This window comes from Kitasatospora sp. NPDC048540, from assembly GCF_040651175.1.
Taxonomy (GTDB): Bacteria; Actinomycetota; Actinomycetes; order Streptomycetales; family Streptomycetaceae; genus Kitasatospora.
Window position 1 is genome coordinate 50,250 of sequence record NZ_JBEZIR010000030.1, and the last position, 23,644, is coordinate 73,893.

Sequence of the window (23,644 nt, forward strand, 5' to 3'; positions counted from 1 at the left end):
GGCAGGCACTGACACCCAGGGGAGTCAAGACTGCTGCGTAACCAGACGGGCTGGCGGCGTGATCGTCAACTGGCCCACCTCACGGAGACGCTCCTGGGCAGTCTGCTCGGTCATGTCTGCGGCTCCTCCAAGGCGGCCAGGACGGGTGGGAAGATCATCAGGGCGAGGGCAGGCGCAGCTTGGCCGCCAAGGCGTCGGACCCGAGAGCCATCAACGGCTGGAGGCTGCTGATCTCACGGGCTGAGGCCCAGATATCGTCGGTAGCGGTCTGGAACGGAGTCACCGCGATGCCGTATTGCTGGAAGGCCGCAGGGTCGAGGTAGCGCATGCCGCCTGTTCCGCACAGGTATGACTTCGCCCCGGTCACGGCTGCCAGATCGGCCAAGCGCTGCGAGCGGTCAGGCCGGGACTCCAAGCTGCTGCTGCGAAGGATTTCTCCCCGCCAACCGAGAAGGCCGAGAAGGGCCCGGGTGGATGCCTCGGCGACCACAGCCGTGCGGTCGGTGGTCACGAATAGATCGAGCACGGGATCGAGTGCGTCTCGCAACCCAGGCCAGTGCGGGCTCGAACGATAGTGCTGCCGGATCAGCTGGCCGGTGCGCCTCTGACAGCGCTCCGGCTCGGCGATCAGCGCCTGGCGGACATGGGTGGAGCGGCCGTGCGGCAGGTGGGTCGAGATCGAAAGCCACTGCCGCTGGCCCGGCTCATCCAGGGCGGCCAAGCGGGCGCGGTGCTGGTAGTCGCGGCGGGCGAACTGAACGTCGTCCAGAACGATCCAGTAGTCCGCTGCGAACAGCTTCGCCAGCGTTGACAGCCTGGGGAACAGATTCGGCTGGTGGATAGCGCACACGCCGCCTGGTGTCGGGAGCCGTTCAGCGAGCCAAGAGCTTGCTGTCGAACCCATCGTCGAGGAGACGTTGGTAAGCAGCATGGATTTCCCCCGGGACCTCCTGCTCGATGGCGAAACCGAGCTTCGGGTACTCCATCACCCGTTGCAGGTCGCCCATGAGCATGTCGATGACGAGCTTGTCGTCTCCGATGACCTTGACGTAGTCATCGAAAGCCATTGGCGCGGAGGCGCAGACGATGTCGACCTCGGGCCAGAGCTTGCGGCAGGTCGCGTACGCCCGCCGCTCCATGTACGGCATCGCGATCAGCATGACGGACGCCGGCCCGATGCCGGCGTCGGCGAGCACCTGGCGCGAGAGACTGATGTTCTGGCCGGTGTTCGTGGCGTTGGGCTCAAGGAAGATCGCGCTGTCGGGGACGCCAAGGTCGACGGCGTGCTCGCGGAAGTGGACCGCCTCACCGCGTGGAAACCGCTCCGGATGGGTGGGGTTGCTGGCGCCGCTGAAGACCAATGTGGGAAACAACCCAGCGTGGTACAGCTCGGCCGCGTACGCAGGCACTCCCAGGTCGTGACTGCCGAGGCCGATCGCCACGTCGCACGGTCGGAGCTGGTGGTGCATTTGGTGGTAGTCCCAGATCAGCGTGGCATCGGCCCACTGTCCGTCGGTGATCGAAGGCTGCTGGCTGTCCGTCACTCAAGTTCTCCCTGGTCACCGAGGCTGAGGGACGGTCGGCCGTTCGTACTTCAGCCGAATGCCCTCGATGCTTCGCAGTTGGTGACTCATACCGTACTGGGCCGCGAGTGTGGCAGCCCGGCTGAGCACGGCCAAGCCGTCGCCGGCCGTGGCCTCGTCTGACAGCAGGATGTGGCCGTGGGCGGTATCCAGCCGGACACGCTGCATCGGTGCGTCGGTGGTGCCCGTCTGGCGGGCGATCTCGATGAACTGCAACGCGCCGGTGAGATCGCCGGCCCCGCGGTACGCGAGCGCGAGCTTCTGGTGGGCAACCGACCAGTCTTCGGGTTCGGACAGGTCCTCGAACTCGCGGGTGGCGGTGGCCATGACCCGGGCCGCGTAGTCGTGGTTGCCGTCCTTGCTCAGCGCGGTGCCTACCCAGAGGCGGGCTCTGGCCCGGTCGCGGCGGCTGAGCCGGTCGTCGGTGGCGAGCAGCTCGTAGCGGTGAGCCGCGAGGTCGAGCTTGCCGGACATCTCGGCGACAACCGCCAGGGAAAGGTCGAGCTGAGCCACCCGGCGGGGAATGTCGAGCTGGGTGAAGACCGAGCGAGCCTGAGCGTAGGAGTGCTGGGCTGACAACGGGCCGAGGACGGCGCCCTGGTCTCGCTGCAAGTCACCGAGCAAGGCGGTGGAGCGGGCATAGAGATAGAGGCCCTTCTCGTCCAGGCTGCGTGGTTCGTAGCGAGTCAGCCACCGGTTGAGAAGGCTCGTGGCGAAGGTGAAGTTCTGCCGGCTCAGGGCCGCGACCGTGCGCTCAAGGTCATCGGTCCAGGACTCGAAGTCCCACAGCCGAGGCCCCGCCGTGGTGATCCTTGGCCGTGCGATGCTCCGGCCGGCCTCGGAGAGCAGGGTCTCGAATCGCAGCTGGGCGGCGGCGTCACACCGGGCCAGGGCGGTATCGAGGATTGCCTGGGTGTCGGGGCGGGGCTGAGTGTCGGCGCCCAGCTTTTCCCACTTGGAGACCGTCCGCACTGCCACGCCGAGGTGCTCGGCGAAGGCCCGGACGCTCATGCGCAGCGCACGCCTGAGGGCCCACGCATCCAGGCCACTCCATTGCTGAACGGTCGCCACGCGGCCTCCTTTCGGGAAGTCATCGAAGCACGGAGCACGCAGACGGTGGGTCAGAAGTGCCACACAAGTGCAACAGCAGGTCATTTCGGCACCCGCCGAATGCCGGGACGCTTTGGAGCAAGGCCAACGCCCCAACGGCTGGTCTCTCAAGCCCACTTCGCCCGGGACGGTCGCGCAGATGGAACTCACGGAACACCGCTTGATCCATGGCCCGGTCGTCTACGGCTTCTTGCGGATGACGACGACCGCTGTCGCTCGACACCGCGCACTGTCCGAAGTTCTCGCCCAGTACTGCGTGCAGCATGAACTCACACTGAGCGGGGTCTTCACCGAGCGCGATGGCACCACCGCCTCGAAGTCCGCAGCCTTCACTGGCCTGCTCGACGTCTTGGCCCTGCCGGAAACCTACGGCGTGGTCATGCCGACGGCCTCACACCTTGGCCCCCGGGCGATAGCCGCCGAACGCAAACAGCAGATCGGCGCAGCTGGGGTCCGGCTGCTACTGATCCGCCACCCGACAACCGCGAGTTCTGGCCTGTTGCCACTCCGCGGCGCGGCCAGCTACGACCTCGAAGTGAGTTCACCTTCCCCCTGCCGCTGCGCTACTCCCGAATCGGGAGGCACTTCCCGTGCCCTACGAAACCCGTCCTGATTTTAGCCAGTTGGCGTTGGCCGACACTCCCAACGCCGTGCCGTGGGCCCGGCGGCACACCGTCGACGCCCTGCGCCACTGGCAGGTTCCGACCAGCCTCATCGACACCGCCCAGCTGGTCGTCTCGGAGCTGACCACCAACGCCATACGGCGGCTGGAGCCGGGTGAGGAGCCAGCGCCGTACTCGGCCGCCACGCCGGTCAGCACCATCACGCTGACGCTGCGGTTGGAGCGCGTGTGCCTGCTGGTGCTGGTGCACGACTACCAGCCGGATGTGCCGGTGCTCAAGGAAGTCGGCCTGGACGCCCAGAACGGCCGCGGCGTCTTCCTGGTGGCTCACCTCAGCAACCAGTGGGGCTACTACGCCCCAGCGACGGCCAGCGGCAAGGTCGTCTGGTCCGAGCTGCTGCTGGAGCCGACCGGGGTGGAGCCAGCGACGCCGACCACGGGGCATCAGCGGTCGCCGTTCGGCCAGCAGGACAAGGCCCTCCTGGCAGCCAAGACGCTCGTCGGGCTGCGGGGGCTGTAGCTGATGCAGATGACCGAGCATCACGAGCCGCCGTCGACCGAGCTGGCCGCAGTGCGGTGGGCTCGCGTCGCCAGGCGGAGCTACCTCTGCCAGTACGAGCTTGTCCTGGCAGGCGGCGAGCAACTGGCCAGTGGCCTGCCCCTGCGCCACTTCGCTGAGTCGCCTGGTCAAGCCATGCGCTGGCTGCGGCGCGCGGTGCGGCGGCTGGCTCCCAGCCTCGACGACAAGGCCGAACGCCTGGCCGGTGAGTGGCTGGACGACGCCGCGCGGGCTACCACGCGGCCGTCTTCGGCCTGGGCTGCGGCGAAGCGATCTTGCTGGCGCTGCCTTCGGACGGCTTGCACCTCCACATCGAGGCCCGTCCCGTCGTCACCCTGACCACCTTGGCGGCCCCGGCCGCTTCCTGACCATCCCACCCACCCCCTCCCTGCCGGGCTACCGCCCGCCAGGTGAGCCGTCATGCCCGCATCTCATATCGGAGAAACGAGGCTCGAATGACCACCGCCACCACGCAGCGACCCGTACCGCAGGTCGGCCGGCTGGCTGAAGCGATCCGGCTGGCGCTGCCCAAGGCTCCGGCCACCGTGGCTGCTGGCACCGACCGGCTCCTCATTGCGCCGCCCCGGCTGCGGCAGCACCTCGAACACCACCTGGCGGGCCAGATCGGCCGTATCCGGGTGACCGGCACCTTGGATCGGCGGCTGGTGCTCATCGAGCGGCCGGACGCGAAGTGGGTGGTGGCCGATCTGTCGGGCCAGCCGCACGACGCGCGACACTGGCCGAGCTGGGTCACCAACCACCTGGACTTCCAGTCGCCCGACTCGTGGCTGTCGCTGGCCGTCATGGACGACTACGCCGCCCATCGCTTCAGCCGGCCGCGGCTGCTCCTGGCGGCGCTCTACCACCCGGAGTACTTCCCCCTGCCGCGGTTCCCGTTGGGCATCTCCGACGTGGCCCGCGCTGGCCGCTCGACCCTCATGGGCGAGGTGACGCTGGCCGACATGCAGCTCGGCGTCACCATGGCCGACTTGGTCAAGAACCTGGCCCAGGACGCCCCCGACATCCTGGGTATCTCGGCCACCTTCGGGCAGCACGACCTCATGACCGAGCTGCTGGACGCCGCCTACGGCTTGGCGGAGCCGCCGCTGGTGGTGGCAGGGGGCAGCCTGACCGCTCGCAACGAAGCGCTGCTGCTGGAGCAGTACCCCGACCTCCTGATCGCCCGGGGCGCTGGTGAAGCCACCATCCAAGACGTGCTGGCCCACTGGCACGGCGACATTGCCCGCCAGGACATTCGCGGCATTGGCTACAACGGGGCCGCCCGTGGCGCCGGCACCCTGGCCATTGGTCGGCGGTGCACGGCCAAGCCGGTGTCGAGCTCCCAGGACGACATCTTCCCCGAGCTGGACCTGCTGCCCGACACCTTCGAGCACCACGGCGTCGGCCAGGTGGAAGGTTCGCGCGGCTGCACCAACTACTGCTCGTTCTGCCCGCGCGGCCACAAGGGCCAGTGGTTCGGCGGCCACCCTGAAGCCTTCCCCTGGCTGCTGGACGAAATGGGTCGGGTCTACGACCACTACCCCCACCTGTCGCGAACGCTCTACCTGGTCGACGAGGAGTTCATTGGCCGGGGCCCGGACGCTGTGCCCCGGGCGCTGGAGATGGCCGGCACGCTGCACACGGCCGGCTTCAAGTGGGAGACCAGCTGCCGCATCGACCAGGTGAGGCGGCCCGATCGCGACCAGGCTTGGCACGTCGAACGGGCCAGCATGTGGCGCGGCCTGGTCGACCGCGGCTTACGCCGCTGCCTGTTCGGCGTCGAATCGGGTGTCGACTCGATTCTGCAGCGGTTCAACAAGGAGACCGGCGGCGAGCAGAACGCCGTGGCCATTCGGACGCTGTCGGCGCTCGGCGTGCCCACCCGCTTTACCTACATCAGCTTCGACCAGCTGATGACCTTCGACGAGCTCAAAGCCACCTACGCCTACCAGGGCCGCACCGACCTGCTGCTCAAGGCATTGCCCGAGCTCAGCCCCGCGGACATCGTGGCCGGCGTCGTCGACCCCGACTGGGTGGCGGCTCACTCGACCGGTCGGCCGTTCCACAGCGGTATCTCCTACATGCTCGTCTCGATGGAGTGCCTGATCGGGGCGGCCTACACCAAGCAGGCCCAGGCCGCCGGCCTGACGGGTGAGGTCCAGCCGTCCATGGGTCGAGTCGACGCCCGCTTCGCTGACTGGCGCATCGGCGTGGCCAGCGAGTGGGCCCAGCTCTGGGTCGATCGGAACTTCGCGCTCGACTACACCTTCAAGTCGCTGGAGAAGATCCTCGACGGCGACCCGCGCCACGCCGTCCGGGCCGCCCGCATAGTGCTCAAGGACGCGGCCTACACCGTCTTCGGCCACATGATCCGCGAGATCGAGGCCACCAACGAGGCCATCGGGGCCACCGTCGGCGCGGATGAGCTGTCGAGCCGGCTGCGGCTGTGGCTGAACGCCGCGGTTGCCCTGCTGACGGACCGGATGAGCGGCGTGGTCGAGCAGGTCAGCCGCACCTTGCCGCCCGACCACGCTCGCACGCTGGCCTACGAGCACGGCCGCTGGGCCCGCAACACCGAATGGCGCTCGATCAACGCCAGCGACCCGTGTGGCACCTGATGAGGGGACTCAAGATGGACCGACGACAGCTGCCCGGCCTGGATCGCGAAGTGTCGGCCTTGGGCGCTGGCTGCTGGACGATTGGCGGGCTGGCCACCAACCGCGGCGTGCCCATCGGCTGGGCCGGGGTCGATGAAGACGAAGCCTTCGCTGGCCTGGTTCGGGCTCACGACCTCGGCGTCACCCTGTTCGACACCGCCGACGTCTACGGCCTGGGCCGGTCGGAGCGGCTGCTCGGCCGGCTGCTGCAGCAGGTCAACCGCAGCCCCTTGGTCATCTCCAGCAAGGTGGGCTACTTCGCTGGTACGGCCATCCACCCCTACGCCGCCGGTCAGGTCCGGCGGCAGCTGCTCACCAGCTTGAGCAACCTCGGCACCGACTACCTGGACCTGTACTTCCTGCACGCCAGCGACTTCGGCCCCGACGGCCGCTACCTGGACGAAGCCGTCGAGACCATCCACCGGCTGCGCCGGGAAGGCCTGATCCGAGCCGTGGGGATGCGCGCGCCGCACGAGTTCGCCGTCGAGTGGGCAACCGACCCCCACCACCCGCAGGCAATCGACAGCGCCCGGTTCCTGACCCTGTTCGAGCGGATCAAGCCAGATGTGCTGACCGCCCGCTACAACCTGCTCAGCCCGCTGTACGGCCCCGATGAGACCGACATCTTCAGCTTCGCCCATCACCACCAGGTCGGCCTGCTGCTCAAGCAGGTGCTGGGCCAGGGCCTGCTCATCGGGGCGCGCAGCCCCAGCTCGCCCCTGGCCTTCCCGACCGGCGACCATCGCCAAGGCGGCTCGTTGTTCACCCGGCCAATGCTGCGGGCCATCCACGACGGCCTGGCCACGCTGAGCCAGCGCTTCGGCGACAGCCGGGCCGACCTCACCCGCATCGCCGTGCGATATGCGCTGCAGCGTGACCCTGACGCCGCCGTCTTGCTGGGCTTCCGAAACGCCCGGCAGATCGGCAGCAACCTCACCTGTCTGGGTGAGCCCTTGAGCTCGGATGACATTGGCGCGATTCAGCTCGCCATGTCATCCGTCCGGGACATGCTTACCGCGTCCCGACCCGTCAACCCCAACTCCCCTCAGGAGCACAGCGCATGAAGTACATCGAGGTCGAGCAGAAGTTCCAGCTCCTCAGCTCGCCGGACGACCTCAAGGCCACGCTGGCGGCCCGCGGGGCCAAGGCTGGCACCGCCTCGCGTCAGGTCGACACCTACTACAACGCGCCCCACCGCGACTTCCTGGCCGGTGAGGTCATCTCCGAGTGGCTGCGGGTCCGGGTCGAGGACGAGGCGTCGTCGCTCAACTTCAAGCGGTGGTACCCGCTGGAGGAGAAGATCAAGACGCACTGCGACGAGTTCGAGACCACCGTGGCCGACGCCGAGGCGGTCACCCGGCTGCTGGGCGCGCTCGACTTCACCCACCTGACCACCGTCGACAAGGTCCGCGAGGAATGGGTCTCAGACGGCATCGCAGTGGCCTTCGACACCGTGGCCGGCCTGGGTGAGTTCATCGAGTTCGAGTTCAAGGGCGAGGCCGACACCATCGAGCAGGCCACGGCCAAGATCGAGGTGTTCATCGCCGGGCTGGGCATCGAGCTGGGCGACCGCATCCACGCTGGGTACCCGCACCTGGCGCTTGGGATCGCGCCCGCCACGGCCTGAGTCTCACCGACGCACCAGGGCCGGGAGCCATTGTGGGTTCCGGCCCTGGCCTCTTCGGCTGAACCTGACATCCCCGATCCGCCTACACTTCATACTCGCCTGGGTACAACAGCTGATAGAAAAGGTAGTCGCGATCCGGGTCTTCTCTCATCGCGGCAGAGATTACGTTTGCCCATATATCGACGCAGGTTTGCCTCTCCGTTCCACTCAACATGCTAATTTGACTCGAACTCTCGACAATTTCAGCAACGGCTCGCCGGGTCATCTGAGCGGAATCCTCAAGAAGGCCTCTATCGGAAATTCCGAGAAGATCCAGCACTTCGGGCAGCGCCTCGGACCCACGGGTTCGCAGCAGATCGAGACACTTGCCATTTGATGCTTCTACGCCCTGCACCGAGGTCAGATAGTCGTAGATGTGCTCGTACTCCGCCCTAGCCGTGAACACAACATCACTATCCTTGGCACTCTCAATCATCTTTACCGCGGCTTGTCGGTTTTCATTGGCATGAATGACGCCTGCGCGAACCAGACTTGATAAGAGCTCCCATGCTTCTACTGGCAAAGGTTCAAGGGCGAGGCACGTATCCACCACTGGCACGAGCCGCATGATGCGTCGGACAGCTATCGATGATTCCAGCGGGTTGAATTCAAACATCAATGATCCGAGGCGATCGATTGCCGGGGGATGCGATTCGGACTCGCTCGCAACGGATAGGCACTCTCGGACGTGCAAGGCGACTAGTGAGACCAGGGCGGCGGATAGCACATGATCGCCCACGGCCCCTGAGTTTGCCTTTGATGCGAGGCGCATCGTGGCGACACTTCGCGATAGGCGCATGGCTAGCCTGTCTTGGGCCGCCTCCGGCCCCCACTGCGATTCGGCAACAGTTCCGTCCGAGCGGAGATGCACCGACGATTGCGCCTCGATCTCATCGCGATCACCGATCATCACATGTGCCGCTTCGTGCGCCATCGCAAAGGTAATTGCCGAACGGAATAGCCGGCGCGATGACAAGGTTAGCCTGGGGCGATAGCTTGCTACAATCCCGTGGAAATTGAGCTGAAGGAGCAAGTCTCGAACTATCACAGACCGGGCAAGTGCAGCGTAGTGATCCGGCGGGGAACCCGTAAGTGCAGGTGCCCCGAACTGGCCAGTGAGTAGCTTCAAAGTTGGCTTCGACAGCTGGAAGTCTGCCAAGGTAGAGAGAACGAGCGCGATTGCTATGAACTGGTGCGAGACGCGTAACTGGCTGCTTCCGTCATTGAACCCGTGACGACTTAAGGGCTGGCTCGAAGCAGTGGAGTAGAATGGCACCACAGCACCGATCGCACTGGTATCCAGGGTGCTTCGTTCGTGATTGCTCAGGCCATTGATCGCCTGCACTAGCTCATTCCAAATGCCGTCAACCATGGCCTGCTCCGGGCTGACCGACGAGTCGCTCACCGAGTATTCCCATCGCAAGTAGGCGCGTCGACTTCTTTCGAACAGCCCCGTCTCGGTCTCATCGGCGCCTGCCCAAATTGGCTGTTCGCCTTCGCGAAGCTGCGAACATGCACGCTCTGCGGCCGAGTTCGGGAAAGAGCGTGGTCGAATCGGTGGCCGATCATCCATGGTGCGATCCCGTTCTCTTCTATTGAGAAATGGAGTCACCTAGTTCTGGTGGCACAATGTGCTCGACGAGTAATCTTGATGGCCCGGGCCGCACTGCGGGGCCGACAGGACACCAATCAAAACTCAGGCTATCATGATCCAAGTGCCTAGGCACCGGCCTGGTGCGCCGCGCTAGGAGAACCTGGTGAATCACATGCCAGAGTACGATCAGTTCACAGAAGAAGACCTGCTCCTCGCCGCGCTCGCTTCGGAACTTTACGGCGAGGCACCTGAGGGGTTCGGTCCGACTGACTTGCGGCAGCGTCTGCAGGACGCGCGGAACTGGCTGGAGGGATGGCTGTCTCGTCGCCGAACCGACATCTGCGCGGAATTAGACCAGCGCGGTTTGCGGTCTGCAGAGACAATGGAAACGCTTGTGGACGTCGCAACATTGACGGACGTAGTGCTAGGGCTTGGTCTCGGGCAGGCGAGTGCAGCAATAGTTGCTGCCCTCCTCCTCAAGTGGGGCATCCGGAATTTGTGCACGAGTTTGTAGCACGATCTCGTGGACCATTTCTCACCTGTCCTCAGCCTGATCCGGGCTGGTCGTGGAGGAACCAGGTCAGCGCCGTACGGCCGTCACTCCACCGTCCGCACCGACGACGACAGCCTGCTGCTCGTCTGCGCTACTGAACTTGAATTCGTGATGTCGGTCAGCCGTCCATGATCAAGCCGGTGCCGTCCAGGCAGCCATCGACCAAGTCCGGGCGGTACTGGATCTGCTTGAGCCTGCGCTTTACGACGCGGGTGATCTGGCCGAGGTTGGCCGCGGCGAGGTTGCCGATGTCGCGCTTGACCAGCGACCAGATGCCCTCCTGCGGGTTCAAGTCAGGTGAGTAGTTCGGAAGTTGGAAGACGGTGATCCAGTCGGCGTGGGCGGAGAAGAACTCACGCAGTGGCTCGACCAGGTGCATGCGGAGGTTGTCCCAGACCAGCACGATCGGGCCGCCAAGCTGGATGTGTGCCCTGACCAGCAGGTCACGCAGGTCGCGCCAGCCGATCCCCTTCAGCTCACCCTTGCGGCCCCGGTACTCGCGAATCGAGTAGAACATCCGGGAACGCTTCCCGGCTTTGTAGCAGGTCAGACCGGCGATGGACACCCGGCCCGAGCCTCGGCCGCGTACCCGGACCACCGGCGTAATGCCCTTGCGGCCCCAGCTTCTCGCGCGCGGCGGCGTCAACGACTGCCCGGCCTCGTCCTCGAAGACGATCCACCCGTTGCACGCCGCCGCGGTTCTCTTACCAACGGCCACGTCTCCTTCTTCCAGACCTCGACCGCCTCGTCGTCGCGCTCGATCGCCCGCCGCGCCGGCTGCTGCCAGGACCAGCCGTGCCGCCTCAGCAGCCGCCAGGTGCCCTCCACCGTGTAGCTCACGTGGAACAAGCGACCGATCAGCGTCTTGATCCGCGCCAGGGTCCACCGCTGGTCGGCCCAGCCATGGACCAGCGGTCCGCGCTCCAACTCCCGTGCCAGCCTGGCGATCTGCGCTTCACTGAGCCTCGGACGCCCCGGCGATCCCTTCGACCGGACCCCGGCCTCGCCGCGCTCGCGCCACTGGCGCCGCCACCGCTCCACGGACCGCTCGCTGACCCGCAACGCGGCAGCGATCTCTCGGTTCTTCTGCCCGTCCTCGAAGCGTTCCACGGCCAGCAGCCGGACCCGCTCCCGCGCGGCCCTCCCAGCGTCGGTCAAGCCGCCGCCCTGTGCGTATCTCACGGTCCAGAGCTACCGGAGCACACCGATCACTGTCAGGCGAACCGCTCCGACATCACTCAATCAAGTTCAGTAGCGAAGACCGGCTCCGCTGGCGGCGCGGTGCTCCAGCTGACCTGGCCTGACAGGCCGTCGACCACCCACAGCCCGGGGCTGCCGGACGCGTCGGCCCAGCGCACCAGCCTGCTGCCCGTCAGGTACGCGGCCGGCGGCCGGTCGATCTCCCACCAGACCGCGGTGGAGGTCCAGAGCTGGCGGCCGGTGGCCGCGTCGTAGGCGATCTCCTGCTGCGGCGTCCCGTCGGTGCAGCCGCCCAGACAGACGTGCGTGAGCACGACCTGCTCGGAGACCGTGGGCCACAGGCCCAGGTGGCCGACGAACGTACCCGCCAGAGCACCAGGCCGGAGTTCAGCGACTGCGCCTCGATCCCGTCGCTCGTCCCCAGGATCACGCGGCCACCAGCGACGCCCGCCAGCTGCGGATCGCTGCCCAGCTGGCCGCAGCAGCGAATCCTCCAACTCGCGTCAGTGGTGCCCGGTACGATCCGGCCATGGCAACCAGCCAAGCAGTGTCGTACCGCCAGGTCGTCCTTGCGATCATGCAGGAGGACATCCGATATCGAGCTGTCGACGAGCGCCAGCACATCGGGCGCATCGTAGCCGGGATCGACGGGCTCACCGAGGCCCAGCAGCTCCGCGTCCATGCCAGCTACATGCGGGCGTGGCGACGGAACCAGCGCCACTCAGCACCCCAACTGGCAAGGTGGTTGTTGAGCCTCACCGCGGTTCTCTTTTCGGCTTGGGTAACTGCTGATGCCATCCTGATCGTTGGCTTCAAATCCGAGTTCAGCGGGTGGGTCGCACCAGCGTTCATCGTGACTGGCGCGGTCGCCGGTGTGGTCGCAGTAACGACCAAGATCACGCTCGTCGTCCAGGACAGGTGGGACTTCGCCTCGCCATCTGCTCATCGGTCAGACCTGGTTGTCGATCGGCTCATTCACCTGCTGTCGCTGCTAGGTAGCGCAAAGACTCATTGGCGCGATCCCCGGACCAGCCGGCGGCTTCGTTACCAGATTCAGCTGGCAGCCACGAAGATTGCTCGGTCACCGGTTCGACTGCGACGCACGCAGTGGGGTGAGCTTGAGTTGCGCCGAGCAATCCGCCAGGAGCAAGCCCAGGTAGCTGCTGTCCTACGACTTCACGCCGACCGTCTGGCGGTCATCGGCACCCAGGGCGAGTACATCCAGATCTGCGCATCTGTGACGGAGGGGTTGCTTGCAGCCGTGAACGACGACTGGGAGGGGCTGACGGCAAACGCGCCCGAAGTCACGCTGGCTTCTCGGCTCAAGCGGGTATCGGCCCGATTTGGAGCCCCGCTCCTCCTGGCCGGTGCAGCCTTGACACTGCCCGTCATTCCTCAGTTTCACGACTCGCGCGCCGCCATTTACAGCTCGCTGCTCCCGCTGGCGGCATTGATGGCGCTACGCGCGCCCGAGGCGGTAGCCAACTCGATCCGCGGGGTGATCGACAAGGTGTCCAGCGGCACACGCGAGTAGCGGGGCCTGCCAAGCTATGGGGTAGCGAGCGAGCATCCAGGCGCGCTTGAACCGGCCCAACAGTCCCACACCTGCCGCATAGATCAACGTACCTAAGCTGGTTCGAGCCACTCCCTAATCTCTCTGGACAGCCAATGACTGCAGGTCCCTGACGTTGCGTCGGTACTGATCCATCCGGGCGTAGGCTCTCGGCTGATCACAGCAGTCACGAGAGGTGGACATGGGGCAGAAGATCATTCGGTTCTCGGACCTGACCGGCAAGCACGTGGAGAACGACGCAGACTTGGTACGCATCGTGGTGCGCCAGCACCCGGACCTGGCAGATGGCCCGGTAGAGATCGAGGCACTGGCGGACGAGCTGACAACGGTGGAAGAACTGGAAGAACTGGCACTCGACCTGGTCACGATCGAGCTGCACCACCCAGAGGCCGACGAGCCGGAGACGGTCGTCCTGGAGGCCGAAGCGTTCAACCAGTTGGCCTCGGCCGCCCCGATGGCCGAGGTGCTGCGTGGCGCCAAGCGGGTCGCCCGGACCATCCCGAGCCAGGCCGCGGCACCGGCCAGCGCCAAGGAGCGGGTCAACTACGCCAGCCTCGACCACGCTGGCAGGCCACACAAGGGCCGCACCACCGACGCCGAGAAGCAGCTCGTGCAGCAGCACCTCGACGAGATCAATGAGCGACTGGCCGCCGAAGGCATCCGGACGATCGACCTGGGCAGCGCCGAGCACGTGGCTCGATACGGCCTGGCGGCTTTGGCCGAGGAGCGCGGCGTGACGCTCGACTGACCAAGGAGCAACAGGCCACAGGGGCCAGCGCAGGCACCACTGCGCCGGCCCCTGGTGCTTCTAGAGGTTGAACTTCGCCACTACGGGCGAGTGGTCGGACGGCTTGTCGTGCGGTGCGGCTGGCCGGGCCTCCACTACGCTCGGCAGCTTCTCGATGCCCGTGGAGACCTCCTGGAACTTGGCCAGCAGCGCATGGCTGATCAGGATGTGGTCGATGAGCTCATGCTGCCCCTCGAAGACGCGGGAGAAGCCGCCTTGCTCCAGGATCTTCGGGGCCAGGTTCCACAACCGCTTGGCGTCACCCTGGTCGGGGTGGTCGAAGCCGCCGGTGCCCATCTGGGAGCCGGGCGGACCGTACAGGATCTGGGTGGTGGCGGCTTGCCACTCGTCGTTGAAGTCGCCCAGCACGATGACGTCGTGGTTGCGGCCGTCGCCCTGGAGCAGATCGTCGGCCAGAGCGCGCATGGTGACGGCCTCGCCGGTGCGGCGGAACAGGGCGTAGGCCTCGTAGCGGGCACGCAGACGCTCGTCGTTGGTGCTGTGCTGCTTGTTTGGGAAGGTCAGCAGCTTCGACTTGAGGTGGCAGACGGCTACGTGAAGGCTCTGGCCGGGGGTCGGTTCCACCCGTACGGCCAGGCCGCCGCGCCCCATCTCGCTACTCGGGCTGCCCGGGATGCCGTCGTCCTCGACCTGGATGGGGTGGACGCCGGTCGGGAAGTCCTTGCGCTGCTGGACGTCGAGCAACGGGAAGCGACTGATGACGCCCACCCGGATGCCGCGAGGGTCCGGGTGGTTCGACAGGGCGGTGTGCCAGGTGCCCGGCAACTTGGCCACCAGGTCATCCAGTGCCTCCTGGCTGCCGACTTCCTGGACGCCGAGCAGGTCCGGCGCGATCTCGGTGATGACGCCGGCCAGGGCCTCGACCTTGGCCTCGTACGTCGCCTGATCCTTGGCGGCGCACTTGTTGGGGTCGGGCGGGCTGCCGGCCGGCATCGGCCGGCAGAAGTTCTCCAGGTTCCAGGTCCCAATGATCGCGCTCACGGCTGCTCCCGTCGTTGTTAGCCGGCGTCCTCGCCGACCGCCCTACCCCTTATCCCCCGGCCATGTCCTGATGCCTGGGGACTCGCCCGGTAGCGCCTCGCTCTTTCACTCGCGTGCAGGCGTCACCGGTTGGCTTCGCACTCGTTACGCCGAGCGATCTTGCCCGTTCGTCTTGGGAGAACCCGCTCGTGCGCCTGCGCTCTGTTCTGGCTGCCGCCATTGCTGCCGCCGCCTCCACCACCACGCTCCTTGCCATCCCGGCCCACGCCGCCTCCGCCCAGCACCGAGCTGCTGGCGAGGCCGTCGCGACCACCCTTTACGACGCCATCGACCACCTGGCGGTCGCCGATGAGGACCGGACCGGCTACGAGCGGACGAAGTTCCGCCACTGGATCGACGCCGACAAGAACGGCTGCAACACGCGCAAGGAGGTCATCCTGGCCGAAGCCGTCGAGGCCCCCGAGGTCGGGCCGGGGTGCAGCCTCACCGGTGGCAGCTGGTACTCGCCCTATGACGGGGTGACAGTGACCGACGCGGCCGGCCTTGATGTGGATCATGTTGTGCCGTTGGCCGAGGCTTGGGACTCGGGGGCGTCGACTTGGACACCGAAGGAGCGGGAGCGCTACGCCAACGACCTGCACGAGCCGCGGGCCTTGATCGCGGTCACCGCCAAGTCGAACCGCAGCAAGGCCGATAAGGACGTGAGTGACTGGCTCCCTGTCCAGAACGACCAGTGCGAGTACGTCACCGACTGGACCGTGGTGAAGACGCGCTGGGGGCTGACGATCGACCAGCGGGAGCAGGACACCCTGCGCCAGCTGGCTGCGGGCTGCCCGAACGAGCCGATCACGGTGGAGCTGGCCCGGTGACAGCAGCGCCAAATGCGGATGGAATCACCGCTTTCTTCGGCACCGTGGCCAGCCTGGGCGAGTTCATCGAGTCAAGTTCAAGGGTGAGGCCGACACTATCGAGGAGGCCGCGGCCAAGATCGAGGCGTTCATCGCCGGGCTGGGCATCGAGATGGGCGACCGGGATCTCCACGGCCAGGGATGCCAGTGCGGGTGTCCGCCCGACCGCGAAGACCGAGCCGTCCGAGATGACCGGGCCGCGGACGCGAAGGGTGGTCAGGTGCTCGTGGTCCACGGAGTGGAACAGGAACGCGCCTTCGAGTTCCAGGGTGCGCAGGGCGGGCACGGCGTCCCAGATGTCGGTCCGGACGAGCCCCTCGCCGTGGAAGCCCAGGGGGTCGATCCGGCGGCCGGCCGATGTCACGCCGTCCTCTTACAGGTCCTCGAAGTTGTATCCGAAGGACAGCCGTTCCAGCCGGGGGCGCGGGTGGGCGGCGAGCGACACCGCAGCCTGCTCGGCGGAGTGGTGGTAGTCGGTGAGGCGCAGGTCCAGCGCCCGCAGCCGACGGGCGGCAGGGTGGGAGAGCAGGGCGTCGATCAGTGCGCCCTCCCACTGCTCCGGGTCGGCCGGGTCGGCCGGGTCGACGGCGGCGGCGTGCGGCAGGGCCGCTCGCAGACGTGCCACCAGGTCCTGGCGGCGCGCCCGGGTGGCCGGGGCCAGACGGAAGCGGGCTTCGTCGATGAACCCCAGGCGCCAGGTGAACACCCAGGAGCCGTCCTCGCGCAGCTCCTCCAGCCCCAGATACCGCTCCACGTCCCGGTGGACCGCGGCCAGGGCGACCGGATCCAGGCCGGATGCCCCGTCGCCGAGCTCCAGCCGGATCGCCTCGCCCCTCGGGTCACCCGCCCCGGTGAGCAGATCCGCGTGAGCGAGCCACGCGTGGCGCTCGTCCGTCTGCGGGGCGGCCGTCGCCGCGCCGAGATCGTGCATGCCGTTGTCTCCGCCGGTCTCGGGGCCGTGCCCGGATGTGGCGGGCTGTCACCGAACGATAGGGCCCGGCGCCGACAGTTCCCGCCCCTGGTGCCGCGCCGTCGCGGGGGCCGGGAGGGCCGGACACCCGCGGTCCCGGGGAGAGCGGCGGCCCCCGGCAGTGCGGGGGCCGCTGGGTAGCGCCGGGGGCCGTACGGTCAGGCCGAGGTGAGCTTGGCCTTGAACTGCGAGTAGTCGATCACGTTGTCGGCCGACGGGGCCTGGACGGTGACGGGCTTGTCGAAGTCGCTGAAGTTCATCTCGCCGGGCTCGGCGCCGTCGTGGGACATCTTGACCAGGTAGGGCTTGCCCTCGGTGGCGATGTAGGCGGTGGTCTTCGAGCCGTCGTCGTCGGTGCTGACCACGGTGAAGGTCTTGACGCCGTTGACCGTCGTCGCGGCGCCCTTGACCGCGCCGTCGGAGGTGTCGTCGCTGTCGGTCATCGACTTGACGAGGTCGCACATGTCGGCCAGCCCGGCGAGCTCGGGGTCGTCCTTGGCACCGGTCAGGTAGCGGCCCTTGAACAGCTCGGCGGCCATCGCCCCGGCCTGCGGGTTGCCCTGGCCCCCGGCGATGCTCTTCCAGAACGCGGCGTCGGGCTTGAGGAAGCTGGTGCCGCCGGTGTGGATGATCTCGATCTGGCCCAGGTCGGCGATGGCGATCGTGCCCTGGCAGTTGCCCTTGGTGTCGGTCGCCAGGTCGAGCTTCATCTTCTGGCCCTCCGCCACCAGGTTTCCGGAGACCTTGACCGAGGAGAGCGAGGCCATGGCGTCATGGGCCTGCTTCTCGATCTCGGCGGCGGTCAGCTTGTCGGTGTCCAGGTGCCCGGCGGCGCCGGCACCCTTGGACGTCGCCGAGGTCGCCGAGGTCGCGGAGGCCGCCGCGGACTCGGCGGAGACGGCCGGGGCCTTGTCCGGGCCGCACCCGCTCGCCCCCAGGACCAGGGCGGAACAGACGACGGCGGTAGCGGCAAGACGCTTGGAGAGCATGGACTTCCTTCTCATGGACTGACACGGGCAGCGGCCAGTATGAGGCCCGCCGGGCCGTCCCTGCCAACCGTTTCCCGAGGGACGCAGCCACACCGCAGCGACCGGGCTCACGTCCGAGTCGGGCGCACCCCGAAGCCGGTCGGGCGCCCGGGACATGAGCCCGTGTCGGTCCTGCGAGCGGTTGGCCGCCACACCGCCGGGGCCACGCCGCGGCCGGCTGGTCCGGGTGGTTGGCGCGCTCAGCCCAGTTGCTGGGCGTTGAGGCTGGTCAGGTGCTCCTGGGCGGCGTTCTCCTTCGCGTAGAGCACCTGGATGTCGATGGCGAGCTCGGTGCCGGGGTCGATGGTGTGTCCCCCGCCGGCCGGGGAACCGAGCAGGACGCTGCCTTCGGAACCGTCCCGCAGGATCTGGCCCCAGAAGACATCGGTGAAACCCTTGTACAGCGAGGTCCCGTCGGGCAGATCACCGAAACCGAGCGCCCACTTCACGACGCGCGTCTCGGCGGCGCGCACCGTGATCCGGTAGGAGTAGATCCACTTCTGGGTCTCCCAGTCCTGCCACTTGCTCAGGAACGCCTGGTCCACGATCAGGTTTCCCAGGAAGGGGGCCGCCAGCGCGGACCGGGCCTGGTCGTTCCAGCTGCCGTTCGGGCTGTCGGCCATGGCGATCCGTGCCAGGTTCGCGATCGAGGACCTGCGGTCCACCGGCAGAGAGTGCCCCTGCTGGCCGGGGGCCGAGAAGAGGGCGTTGTCCTCGTCGGTGCGGTTGACGACGCTGCTCACCCCGTCGGCGCTGTGGTCGAAGCCGTACACGGCAAAGTCGGCGGCGGACGTGTCCACCGGAATGGCGAGGATCTTGTCGCCGACCCCCGGGGTCTGGCCGATGTTGAAGTTGACGGCGCGGTAGAGGCAGAAGTTGCCCTCCGGGCACGCGTCCTCGCCCTGCCCGTAGATCAGCTGCGCTTGCTCGTCGCTCACCGTTGATGCCTTCCTGTTGACGACTGCGGGGCCCGGTCGCCGTCCCGGGGACCGGGTGGGTGCGCTGAGTGACTCTACCCGTCATGGTTTGTAGCCGAAGCGTTCGACTCGCCCGGTATCGCCCGGAGTTGTGCGGACGGCCGCCGCCGCCGGACCTCACCGCCCGGGGTGGCCGTCAGGGCGTGGCGGTGTGGTGGTCGGACGGGGGGAGCGGGGCGGCCGCGAGGAGGCTGATGTCGTCGCGCGCCCAGTCGATGCCGAACCGGTCGGCGGCGTCGTACAGGCTGGTGACGGCGGCCTGCGGGACGGGGGAGGGGAGGGCGGCGAGGAGGTCGGTGACGCGCTGGTCCCCGAACTCCTCGCCGGCATGGTCACGGCCTTCGGTGAGTCCGTCGGTGGACAGCACGAGCAGGTCCCCCGGGTGGAGGGCGGTGGTGCGGGCCTGCCAGGTGCCCGGGTGGGGCGTCCAGCAGCGGGTGGACGATGGGACCGGTGGCCGGCAGGCGTTCGACGGTGCCGTCGCCGCGGCGCAGGAACGGCTCCTCGTGGCCGGCGCTCGCCCAGGTGAGGGTCGAACGTTGCGGGTCCAGCACGGCGATGGCCAGGGTGGTGAAGCGCTCCTCCTCGCCGACCAGGGCCTGCCACAGCGCATGGAGGACGGTGTCCAGGTCGCGCCCGAGCCGCAGGCCCACCTGCGTGACCGTCTTCAGACGTGCCGCCAGCAGACCGGCGTCGACGCCGTGGCCGCAGACGTCGCCGAGGAAGACGGCCATCGCCCCGCCCGGCAGCACCACGGTACCGAGGTAGTCACCGGCGATCAGCCCCTCGGCCGCCCGGACGTCGCCGGCCACCGCGACCCCGCGGCCCGGGGCATCACGGGCGGTCAGCACTTCGCGCAGACCCCGCACGGCAGGCCCGATCTGGACGAGCGCCTCCTGATCGCGCCGGGACTGGCGCTGCGACAGATCCAGCCGACGCCGCACCCCCTCCGCCTCCTGCGTCAGCCGGCCGAGCCAGCCCCGGCCGCTGCCGGGCGCGGCCGAGGCGTCGGTGATCCCGCCGGCCGTACGCCACAGGTTCTCGGCCAGCACCGCGGCGGGGGAGAGGTGGCGGCGTTGCAGCACCACCGCAGCCACCACCGCCGCCAGCAGCAGGGCGGCGGACAGCGCCAGGATGTAGAGCATCACCGCCGCCATGTGCCACGCCGTACCCTCCACCTCCCGGCGCCTGCGGTCCTCCAGCAGCGCGGCCAGGCGGACCGTCCGGGCGTCGAGGGCGGCGTACGTGCCCATGGCCGGGCCGGCATCCGCGCTCGCGGCGGACGCGGGGACGGCGCACAGGGGCATCACGTCCACGGCCGCGCCGGGGCCGGTGTCCGCGAGCCACCGGTTCCCGGCCAGCCGGACGGCGGCGACACTGCTCTCCACCTCCTGGTCCGCACCGGCCGCGACGCTGCCCAGGGCCACCAGGTGGTTCTCCAGCCGGCCGCTCGCCGCCTCGCGCAGCGCCGGCCCGGCCGGTCCGGCCAGGCACGCGGCCCGGACGTCGCCCGCCGCGGCGCGCAGGTCGCCGAGCTCGGTCGCCGCCGGGCGCCAGCGGGTCTCGATCCGCTGCGCGGCCTCCTCGTGGTGGCGGTTCAGCACCACCCCGACCACGGCGACGCCGGCCGCCAGGAGAGCCGCCGAGGTCACCAGGGCGGCCAGCAGCAGTCTCGATCCGGTCAGGCGGCGCAGTGACGGCACATCCGCCGACGCTACCGACCACCCCGGTGCCTGTTCGCGCCACCACGCCGAGTCCCTGACCCGCAGGGACGGAGTCCCGGCGATGCGCGTCCGGGCCGCGACGGCCGGGCGTCAGCGGCACATCAGCGCCGGGTCAGGACGTCGGGGCATCCTCAGGGCACGTCAGGGAACACCACCGGATCCACAGGGTCCCTGGCCGGGAGAGGTGCCCGGAGCGGTTCATCGGGTGCCTGGCCAGCGATGGCCGAGCAGGGTCCCCCGGGGCCCGCGCAGGTTCGAATCCTGCCCTCTCCGCCGGATGCGGCACGAACCCCCCCGACCCGCAGCGGGCCCGTTCGGCCTGACCTGGGCACGCAGCGGCGCGGGGCGCGCCGGTCAGCGGGGCCGCAGCCCGTCGAGGACCACCGCGAAGATCCGCTCCCGCGCCGCCGCATCGTCCGCGAGCTGCTCCATGGCCCTGGTCGTACCGACCACCAGCGCGACGAGGTCCGGCAGACCCACCTCCGGGCGGACCGCCCCGGCGCGCTGCGCCCCGGCCAGCAGTTCGGCGAGGCGTTCGCGGATCGCCTCGGTGGACTCCCGCAGGGCCGCGTGCGCGTCCACGCCGGCCGCCGCGAGCGCCTGGGCGAACTCGTTCTTGCCCGCGGACTCCTCGACCACCAGGCGGAAGCAGTCGAAGAACGCCTCGGCGGGCGCGGACCCGGCGGGCAGCTGCGCCGCCCGGGCCGCGATCGACTCGAGCCTGCGCACCATGACGGCCTCGAGCAGTGCCTCCTTGGTCGGGAAGTGCCGGAAGAGCGTGCCGACCCCGACCCCGGCGGCCCGGGCGATCTCCTCGGTCGGCACACCGACGCCGCGGGTGGTGAACACCTCGGTGGCGGTGTCCAGCAGCCTGGCCCGGTTGCGGGCCGCATCCGCCCGCAGCGGGCGTTCCTGAGCGCCGCTCATCTCTTCCAGCCTCTCCTGTCCGGTGGTGCGGCGACACTGGACAAGCGGAGTCGCTGGTCCGTATCGTCGTAAGCGGATTCGCCAGTCCGATTCTGGCGAACATACCGCTGGGGGTTGAGCATGTCCGAAACGCTGTCGCCTAGTGAAGTCTTCACCAAGCTGCTCGAGGGTATCGGTGCGGGGCGGTTCGCCGACCTCGCGGACCTCTATGCCGAGGACGCGGTGGTGGAGATCGCGTTCGCGCCCGGCGGGCCGCGCCGCTTCGAGGGCCGGACGGTGATCGGGGAACGGTACCTGGAGCTCGCCGCGGGCATTCCCTTCGACCTGACCCCGGTGAACGTGGTGATCCGGGACACCGACGACCCGGAGGTGATCGTCAGCGAATGGGATCACCATGTGCGCAACCGCAAGACCGGGCGGACCGTCACGGCCGCCAACATCCAGGTGCTGCGCGTGCGCGACGGTCTGATCGTCGCCAGCCGGGACTTCCACGACCACCTCGCCCTCGCCGTGGCCGGCGACGGCCTGCCGCAGCTGGTGGAGGCGCTGGGCGGCGCCTGACGGTCACCGGGCGGCGAGTGAAGTCAGGGGATTGATGTCGGGAGGAAGATCGTCAGCAGGAAGCGGAGCATCGTCACCGACACACTCGGACTCCTCCGCGCCGTCCTGGTCACCGCGGCACGCGTGCTCTGTTCCCCGAGGACCGGACGCCGAAGGCCCGCCCACTCGGCAGCCCCCGGTCGCCCCTGCGCCACCGGTGCGAAGGCTTCGCCGTCGGGCGGCGCCGGACCTGACCGCGTGATATCCGCCGACCGACCGTCGGAGGGCCGTGGCATCATGCCGCCATGACGACGAGCGAAGCCCCCGCAACGGCGGCCGAGGCGGTGCAGGAGCTTCGGGAGATAGCCCACGGGTGGGTCGACGGCCGACGCGCTGACCCGGATCTTCTGGTCCGGGCCGCGCTCCGCGCCCTGATCGCCGGCGTGGACACCCCGTCGCTGGTCCTCCTCGCCGCGCTCTTTCGCGGTGAGGAGGACCAGGCCTCGGAGCTGTTCGGCCAGGTGATGGACGAGCTCGGCTTCGGCTTCCACCCGCCCGAGTACTACTGGGAGGGCCGGCTGGCGCTCGCCCGCTGGTGGGCCGCCGAGATCGTCGGCGGGTGGCTCGACCCCGTCGAGGGCGCCGCACTCATCGTCGAGGATGTGGCCGAAACCTACGGGAAGTGCGAGGAGTTGGCACCCATGGTCGATGCGATGGTGGCGCTCATGGACCCCGCCGGCGCCGCATACCCGGACGACGTTCCCGCGCATCTGAGCCGGGCCGCCCACGAACTCCTGGCCCGCATCCCGCCCCCATCCACCCCGCTCTGACAGCATGAGGGCGCCGTGTCTGTCGGAGGTCAGCTTTCGCCCAAGCGTCCGATGCACACGGTTTGGAGGCCCGTTGCACGCCCCAGTGGAAACGAACGATGCGACGCCAGATGATCAAGGTTGCTGAGACCGAGGATCGACCTGGAGTCGCGTCCGCGTGCCATCCCTCCTGATCACCGTCCTTGCGCGCCACTGCGAGGATGCCACCGCCCTCTGCCCGCCCGCGGAGCCGGCGGCTGGCCCGCCACAGCACTGATCCGGTCGAAGATCCCGCCCCCGTCCTGGTTGCTCTGGCCGTCGACGGTAAGACTGTGCGCGGCTCCCGCACCGACGGCGCAGCCGTCCACCTGCTTGGCGCTGCCCCCCACGACAGCCAGAGCGTCATCGCCCAGCGCGAGATCGCGGCCAAGAGCAACGAGATCCCGGCCTTCGCTCCGCTGTTGGCCCGTCTCGACCTGCACGGCGTGGTGGTCACCGCCGACGCGATGCACACCCAGCGCGGCCACGCCGAGAAGATCACCGCAGCCGGCGGCCACTCCAGGAGCGGGTGGGTCACCCGCCTGCCCCGCTCCAGGAGGTGAGCACCCGGCGGTACGGCTGGGGCGACGATGTCCGGCTCGATGCCGGCCGGAAGGCGCGACTGCGGCCCGACCGCGCAGCGTCCGGGGTGATCGTCCCGGGACCGGTGCCGTGGTGTCCGGGTCGCTCGGTCGGCGCCACGCCGGTGTGCGGCTCCACGTCCCGTCCAACGGGTGTGGAGCCGCACAGTGGTTCCGGCTCCCGGGCGGCGCCGGTCGCCGGTCGCGTGGCCGACCGCGACAAGATCGGCCGGGA

At 68.5% G+C, this 23,644-nt stretch carries 26 protein-coding genes, 1 tRNA gene and 2 pseudogenes; 13 read left to right on the forward strand and 16 right to left on the reverse strand.

All coding sequences use genetic code 11. The features are described from left to right. Window positions 1-157 precede the first annotated feature (157 nt). The 3 genes from AB0D08_RS14795 to AB0D08_RS14805 are packed head-to-tail and all read right to left on the reverse strand — an operon-like array spanning window position 158 to window position 2,654. Window positions 158-850 (reverse strand): WbqC family protein, encoded by a 693-nt coding sequence (locus AB0D08_RS14795; RefSeq protein ID WP_359888839.1) that lies wholly within the window; start codon window positions 848-850, stop codon window positions 158-160. Between the two features lie 22 nt (window positions 851-872). Then, window positions 873-1,544, reverse strand: coding sequence for a YdcF family protein (locus AB0D08_RS14800; RefSeq protein ID WP_359888842.1), 672 nt, complete (start codon window positions 1,542-1,544; stop codon window positions 873-875). A 15-nt stretch (window positions 1,545-1,559) separates the two neighbouring features. Further along, on the reverse strand, window positions 1,560-2,654 hold the full coding sequence (locus tag AB0D08_RS14805; RefSeq protein ID WP_359888845.1) for a hypothetical protein: 1,095 nt from the start codon (window positions 2,652-2,654) through the stop codon (window positions 1,560-1,562). A gap of 67 nt (window positions 2,655-2,721) precedes the next feature. On the opposite strand from AB0D08_RS14805, the gene AB0D08_RS14810 reads away from it, so the two are divergent. The 5 genes from AB0D08_RS14810 (at window position 2,722) to cyaB (ending at window position 8,158) form a co-directional block, all read left to right on the forward strand. Next, window positions 2,722-3,306, forward strand: coding sequence for a hypothetical protein (locus AB0D08_RS14810; protein WP_359888847.1), 585 nt, complete (start codon window positions 2,722-2,724; stop codon window positions 3,304-3,306). Window positions 3,307-3,322: 16 nt separating this feature from the next. Further along, entirely contained in the window at window positions 3,323-3,835 is a 513-nt protein-coding gene (locus AB0D08_RS14815) for an ATP-binding protein (RefSeq protein ID WP_359888850.1), read from the forward strand. Between the two features lie 494 nt (window positions 3,836-4,329). Further along, window positions 4,330-6,492 (forward strand): radical SAM protein, encoded by a 2,163-nt coding sequence (locus AB0D08_RS14820; RefSeq protein WP_359888852.1) that lies wholly within the window; start codon window positions 4,330-4,332, stop codon window positions 6,490-6,492. A gap of 14 nt (window positions 6,493-6,506) precedes the next feature. Next, window positions 6,507-7,595: an aldo/keto reductase gene (locus AB0D08_RS14825; RefSeq protein WP_359888854.1), complete on the forward strand. Its 1,089-nt coding sequence runs from the start codon at window positions 6,507-6,509 to the stop codon at window positions 7,593-7,595. Then, window positions 7,592-8,158: a class IV adenylate cyclase gene (gene cyaB, locus AB0D08_RS14830; RefSeq protein WP_359888856.1), complete on the forward strand. Its 567-nt coding sequence runs from the start codon at window positions 7,592-7,594 to the stop codon at window positions 8,156-8,158. The genes AB0D08_RS14825 and cyaB overlap by 4 nt, the downstream gene beginning before the upstream one ends. 82 nt (window positions 8,159-8,240) lie before the next feature. Here the strand turns inward: cyaB and AB0D08_RS14835 are convergent, their stop codons facing one another. The 4 genes from AB0D08_RS14835 to AB0D08_RS14850 form a co-directional block, all read right to left on the reverse strand. Continuing rightward, window positions 8,241-9,602 carry a hypothetical protein gene (locus AB0D08_RS14835; RefSeq protein ID WP_359888858.1) on the reverse strand — a complete coding sequence of 454 codons (1,362 nt, stop codon included), beginning with the start codon at window positions 9,600-9,602 and terminating at the stop codon, window positions 8,241-8,243. A gap of 860 nt (window positions 9,603-10,462) precedes the next feature. After that, window positions 10,463-11,062, reverse strand: coding sequence for a transposase (locus AB0D08_RS14840; protein WP_359888861.1), 600 nt, complete (start codon window positions 11,060-11,062; stop codon window positions 10,463-10,465). After that, complete coding sequence (locus AB0D08_RS14845; RefSeq protein ID WP_359888863.1) at window positions 10,987-11,526, reverse strand: winged helix-turn-helix domain-containing protein; 540 nt, start codon at window positions 11,524-11,526, stop codon at window positions 10,987-10,989. The genes AB0D08_RS14840 and AB0D08_RS14845 overlap by 76 nt, the downstream gene beginning before the upstream one ends. Before the next feature lie 56 nt (window positions 11,527-11,582). After that, entirely contained in the window at window positions 11,583-11,858 is a 276-nt protein-coding gene (locus tag AB0D08_RS14850) for a hypothetical protein (RefSeq protein WP_359888866.1), read from the reverse strand. A gap of 215 nt (window positions 11,859-12,073) precedes the next feature. Between AB0D08_RS14850 and AB0D08_RS14855 the strand changes: the two genes are divergently transcribed. Further along, a complete protein-coding gene (locus tag AB0D08_RS14855; RefSeq protein ID WP_359888868.1) occupies window positions 12,074-13,078 on the forward strand; it encodes a hypothetical protein in 1,005 nt (334 codons plus the stop codon). A 220-nt stretch (window positions 13,079-13,298) separates the two neighbouring features. Continuing rightward, window positions 13,299-13,865, forward strand: coding sequence for a hypothetical protein (locus AB0D08_RS14860; protein ID WP_359888871.1), 567 nt, complete (start codon window positions 13,299-13,301; stop codon window positions 13,863-13,865). 60 nt (window positions 13,866-13,925) lie between these two features. Here AB0D08_RS14860 and AB0D08_RS14865 read toward each other — a convergent pair whose 3' ends face one another. Next, window positions 13,926-14,906: an endonuclease/exonuclease/phosphatase family protein gene (locus tag AB0D08_RS14865; protein WP_359888873.1), complete on the reverse strand. Its 981-nt coding sequence runs from the start codon at window positions 14,904-14,906 to the stop codon at window positions 13,926-13,928. A 188-nt stretch (window positions 14,907-15,094) separates the two neighbouring features. Between AB0D08_RS14865 and AB0D08_RS14870 the strand changes: the two genes are divergently transcribed. After that, window positions 15,095-15,775 (forward strand): HNH endonuclease family protein, encoded by a 681-nt coding sequence (locus AB0D08_RS14870; RefSeq protein ID WP_359888876.1) that lies wholly within the window; start codon window positions 15,095-15,097, stop codon window positions 15,773-15,775. Here AB0D08_RS14870 and AB0D08_RS14875 read toward each other — a convergent pair. The 6 genes from AB0D08_RS14875 to AB0D08_RS14900 all read right to left on the reverse strand — a co-directional run bounded on the left by AB0D08_RS14875 (window position 15,753) and on the right by AB0D08_RS14900 (window position 20,492). After that, window positions 15,753-16,178: a hypothetical protein gene (locus AB0D08_RS14875; protein ID WP_359888879.1), complete on the reverse strand. Its 426-nt coding sequence runs from the start codon at window positions 16,176-16,178 to the stop codon at window positions 15,753-15,755. The two genes, AB0D08_RS14870 and AB0D08_RS14875, sit on opposite strands and share 23 nt — an antisense overlap. Window positions 16,179-16,187: 9 nt before the next feature. Beyond that, entirely contained in the window at window positions 16,188-16,745 is a 558-nt protein-coding gene (locus tag AB0D08_RS14880; RefSeq protein ID WP_359888881.1) for a hypothetical protein, read from the reverse strand. A 197-nt stretch (window positions 16,746-16,942) separates the two neighbouring features. Next, window positions 16,943-17,773 carry a hypothetical protein gene (locus tag AB0D08_RS14885; RefSeq protein WP_359888884.1) on the reverse strand — a complete coding sequence of 277 codons (831 nt, stop codon included), beginning with the start codon at window positions 17,771-17,773 and terminating at the stop codon, window positions 16,943-16,945. A 239-nt stretch (window positions 17,774-18,012) separates the two neighbouring features. Further along, on the reverse strand, window positions 18,013-18,750 hold the full coding sequence (locus AB0D08_RS14890) for a peptidase inhibitor family I36 protein (protein WP_359888887.1): 738 nt from the start codon (window positions 18,748-18,750) through the stop codon (window positions 18,013-18,015). 175 nt (window positions 18,751-18,925) lie between these two features. Then, window positions 18,926-19,156, reverse strand: coding sequence for a SpoIIE family protein phosphatase (locus AB0D08_RS14895; RefSeq protein WP_359888890.1), 231 nt, complete (start codon window positions 19,154-19,156; stop codon window positions 18,926-18,928). Then, the gene (locus tag AB0D08_RS14900) at window positions 19,122-20,492 is read right to left on the reverse strand and encodes a PP2C family protein-serine/threonine phosphatase (RefSeq protein WP_359888893.1); all 1,371 of its coding nucleotides are present in this window, start codon (window positions 20,490-20,492) and stop codon (window positions 19,122-19,124) included. The genes AB0D08_RS14895 and AB0D08_RS14900 overlap by 35 nt, the downstream gene beginning before the upstream one ends. A 199-nt stretch (window positions 20,493-20,691) precedes the next feature. On the opposite strand from AB0D08_RS14900, the gene AB0D08_RS14905 reads away from it, so the two are divergent. Next, a tRNA-Ala gene (locus AB0D08_RS14905) sits at window positions 20,692-20,786 on the forward strand. An 81-nt stretch (window positions 20,787-20,867) separates the two neighbouring features. Here AB0D08_RS14905 and AB0D08_RS14910 read toward each other — a convergent pair. Then, window positions 20,868-21,440, reverse strand: coding sequence for a TetR/AcrR family transcriptional regulator (locus AB0D08_RS14910; protein ID WP_033818532.1), 573 nt, complete (start codon window positions 21,438-21,440; stop codon window positions 20,868-20,870). 120 nt (window positions 21,441-21,560) lie between these two features. On the opposite strand from AB0D08_RS14910, the gene AB0D08_RS14915 reads away from it, so the two are divergent. From AB0D08_RS14915 to AB0D08_RS14930, 4 genes and pseudogenes are all read left to right on the forward strand, one after another. After that, entirely contained in the window at window positions 21,561-22,001 is a 441-nt protein-coding gene (locus tag AB0D08_RS14915; protein WP_033818533.1) for a nuclear transport factor 2 family protein, read from the forward strand. Between the two features lie 24 nt (window positions 22,002-22,025). Further along, a pseudogene (locus AB0D08_RS14920) lies at window positions 22,026-22,127 on the forward strand (IS5/IS1182 family transposase); the annotation flags it as partial. Between the two features lie 158 nt (window positions 22,128-22,285). Continuing rightward, window positions 22,286-22,810, forward strand: coding sequence for a hypothetical protein (locus tag AB0D08_RS14925; protein WP_051811870.1), 525 nt, complete (start codon window positions 22,286-22,288; stop codon window positions 22,808-22,810). Between the two features lie 200 nt (window positions 22,811-23,010). Then, the gene (locus tag AB0D08_RS14930; RefSeq protein WP_359888896.1) at window positions 23,011-23,391 is read left to right on the forward strand and encodes a transposase; all 381 of its coding nucleotides are present in this window, start codon (window positions 23,011-23,013) and stop codon (window positions 23,389-23,391) included. Here the strand turns inward: AB0D08_RS14930 and AB0D08_RS14935 are convergent. Further along, window positions 23,346-23,530, reverse strand: a pseudogene (locus tag AB0D08_RS14935) (SAM-dependent methyltransferase); the annotation flags it as partial. The gene AB0D08_RS14930 and the pseudogene AB0D08_RS14935 overlap by 46 nt on opposite strands. Between the last annotated feature and the right edge of the window lie 114 nt (window positions 23,531-23,644).

What these genes read in the sequence shown, in the direction of transcription:
- AB0D08_RS14820 (WP_359888852.1), top strand. Translation starts at nt 4,330, where the DNA reads ATGACCACCGCCACCACGCAGCGACCCGTACCGCAGGTCGGCCGGCTG.
- AB0D08_RS14825 (WP_359888854.1), top strand. Translation starts at nt 6,507, where the DNA reads ATGGACCGACGACAGCTGCCCGGCCTGGATCGCGAAGTGTCGGCCTTG.
- cyaB (WP_359888856.1), top strand. Translation starts at nt 7,592, where the DNA reads ATGAAGTACATCGAGGTCGAGCAGAAGTTCCAGCTCCTCAGCTCGCCG.
- AB0D08_RS14855 (WP_359888868.1), top strand. Translation starts at nt 12,074, where the DNA reads ATGGCAACCAGCCAAGCAGTGTCGTACCGCCAGGTCGTCCTTGCGATC.
- AB0D08_RS14860 (WP_359888871.1), top strand. Translation starts at nt 13,299, where the DNA reads ATGGGGCAGAAGATCATTCGGTTCTCGGACCTGACCGGCAAGCACGTG.
- AB0D08_RS14880 (WP_359888881.1), bottom strand. Translation starts at nt 16,745, where the DNA reads ATGCACGATCTCGGCGCGGCGACGGCCGCCCCGCAGACGGACGAGCGC.
- AB0D08_RS14885 (WP_359888884.1), bottom strand. Translation starts at nt 17,773, where the DNA reads ATGCTCTCCAAGCGTCTTGCCGCTACCGCCGTCGTCTGTTCCGCCCTG.
- AB0D08_RS14910 (WP_033818532.1), bottom strand. Translation starts at nt 21,440, where the DNA reads ATGAGCGGCGCTCAGGAACGCCCGCTGCGGGCGGATGCGGCCCGCAAC.
- AB0D08_RS14915 (WP_033818533.1), top strand. Translation starts at nt 21,561, where the DNA reads ATGTCCGAAACGCTGTCGCCTAGTGAAGTCTTCACCAAGCTGCTCGAG.
- AB0D08_RS14925 (WP_051811870.1), top strand. Translation starts at nt 22,286, where the DNA reads ATGACGACGAGCGAAGCCCCCGCAACGGCGGCCGAGGCGGTGCAGGAG.
- AB0D08_RS14930 (WP_359888896.1), top strand. Translation starts at nt 23,011, where the DNA reads ATGCCACCGCCCTCTGCCCGCCCGCGGAGCCGGCGGCTGGCCCGCCAC.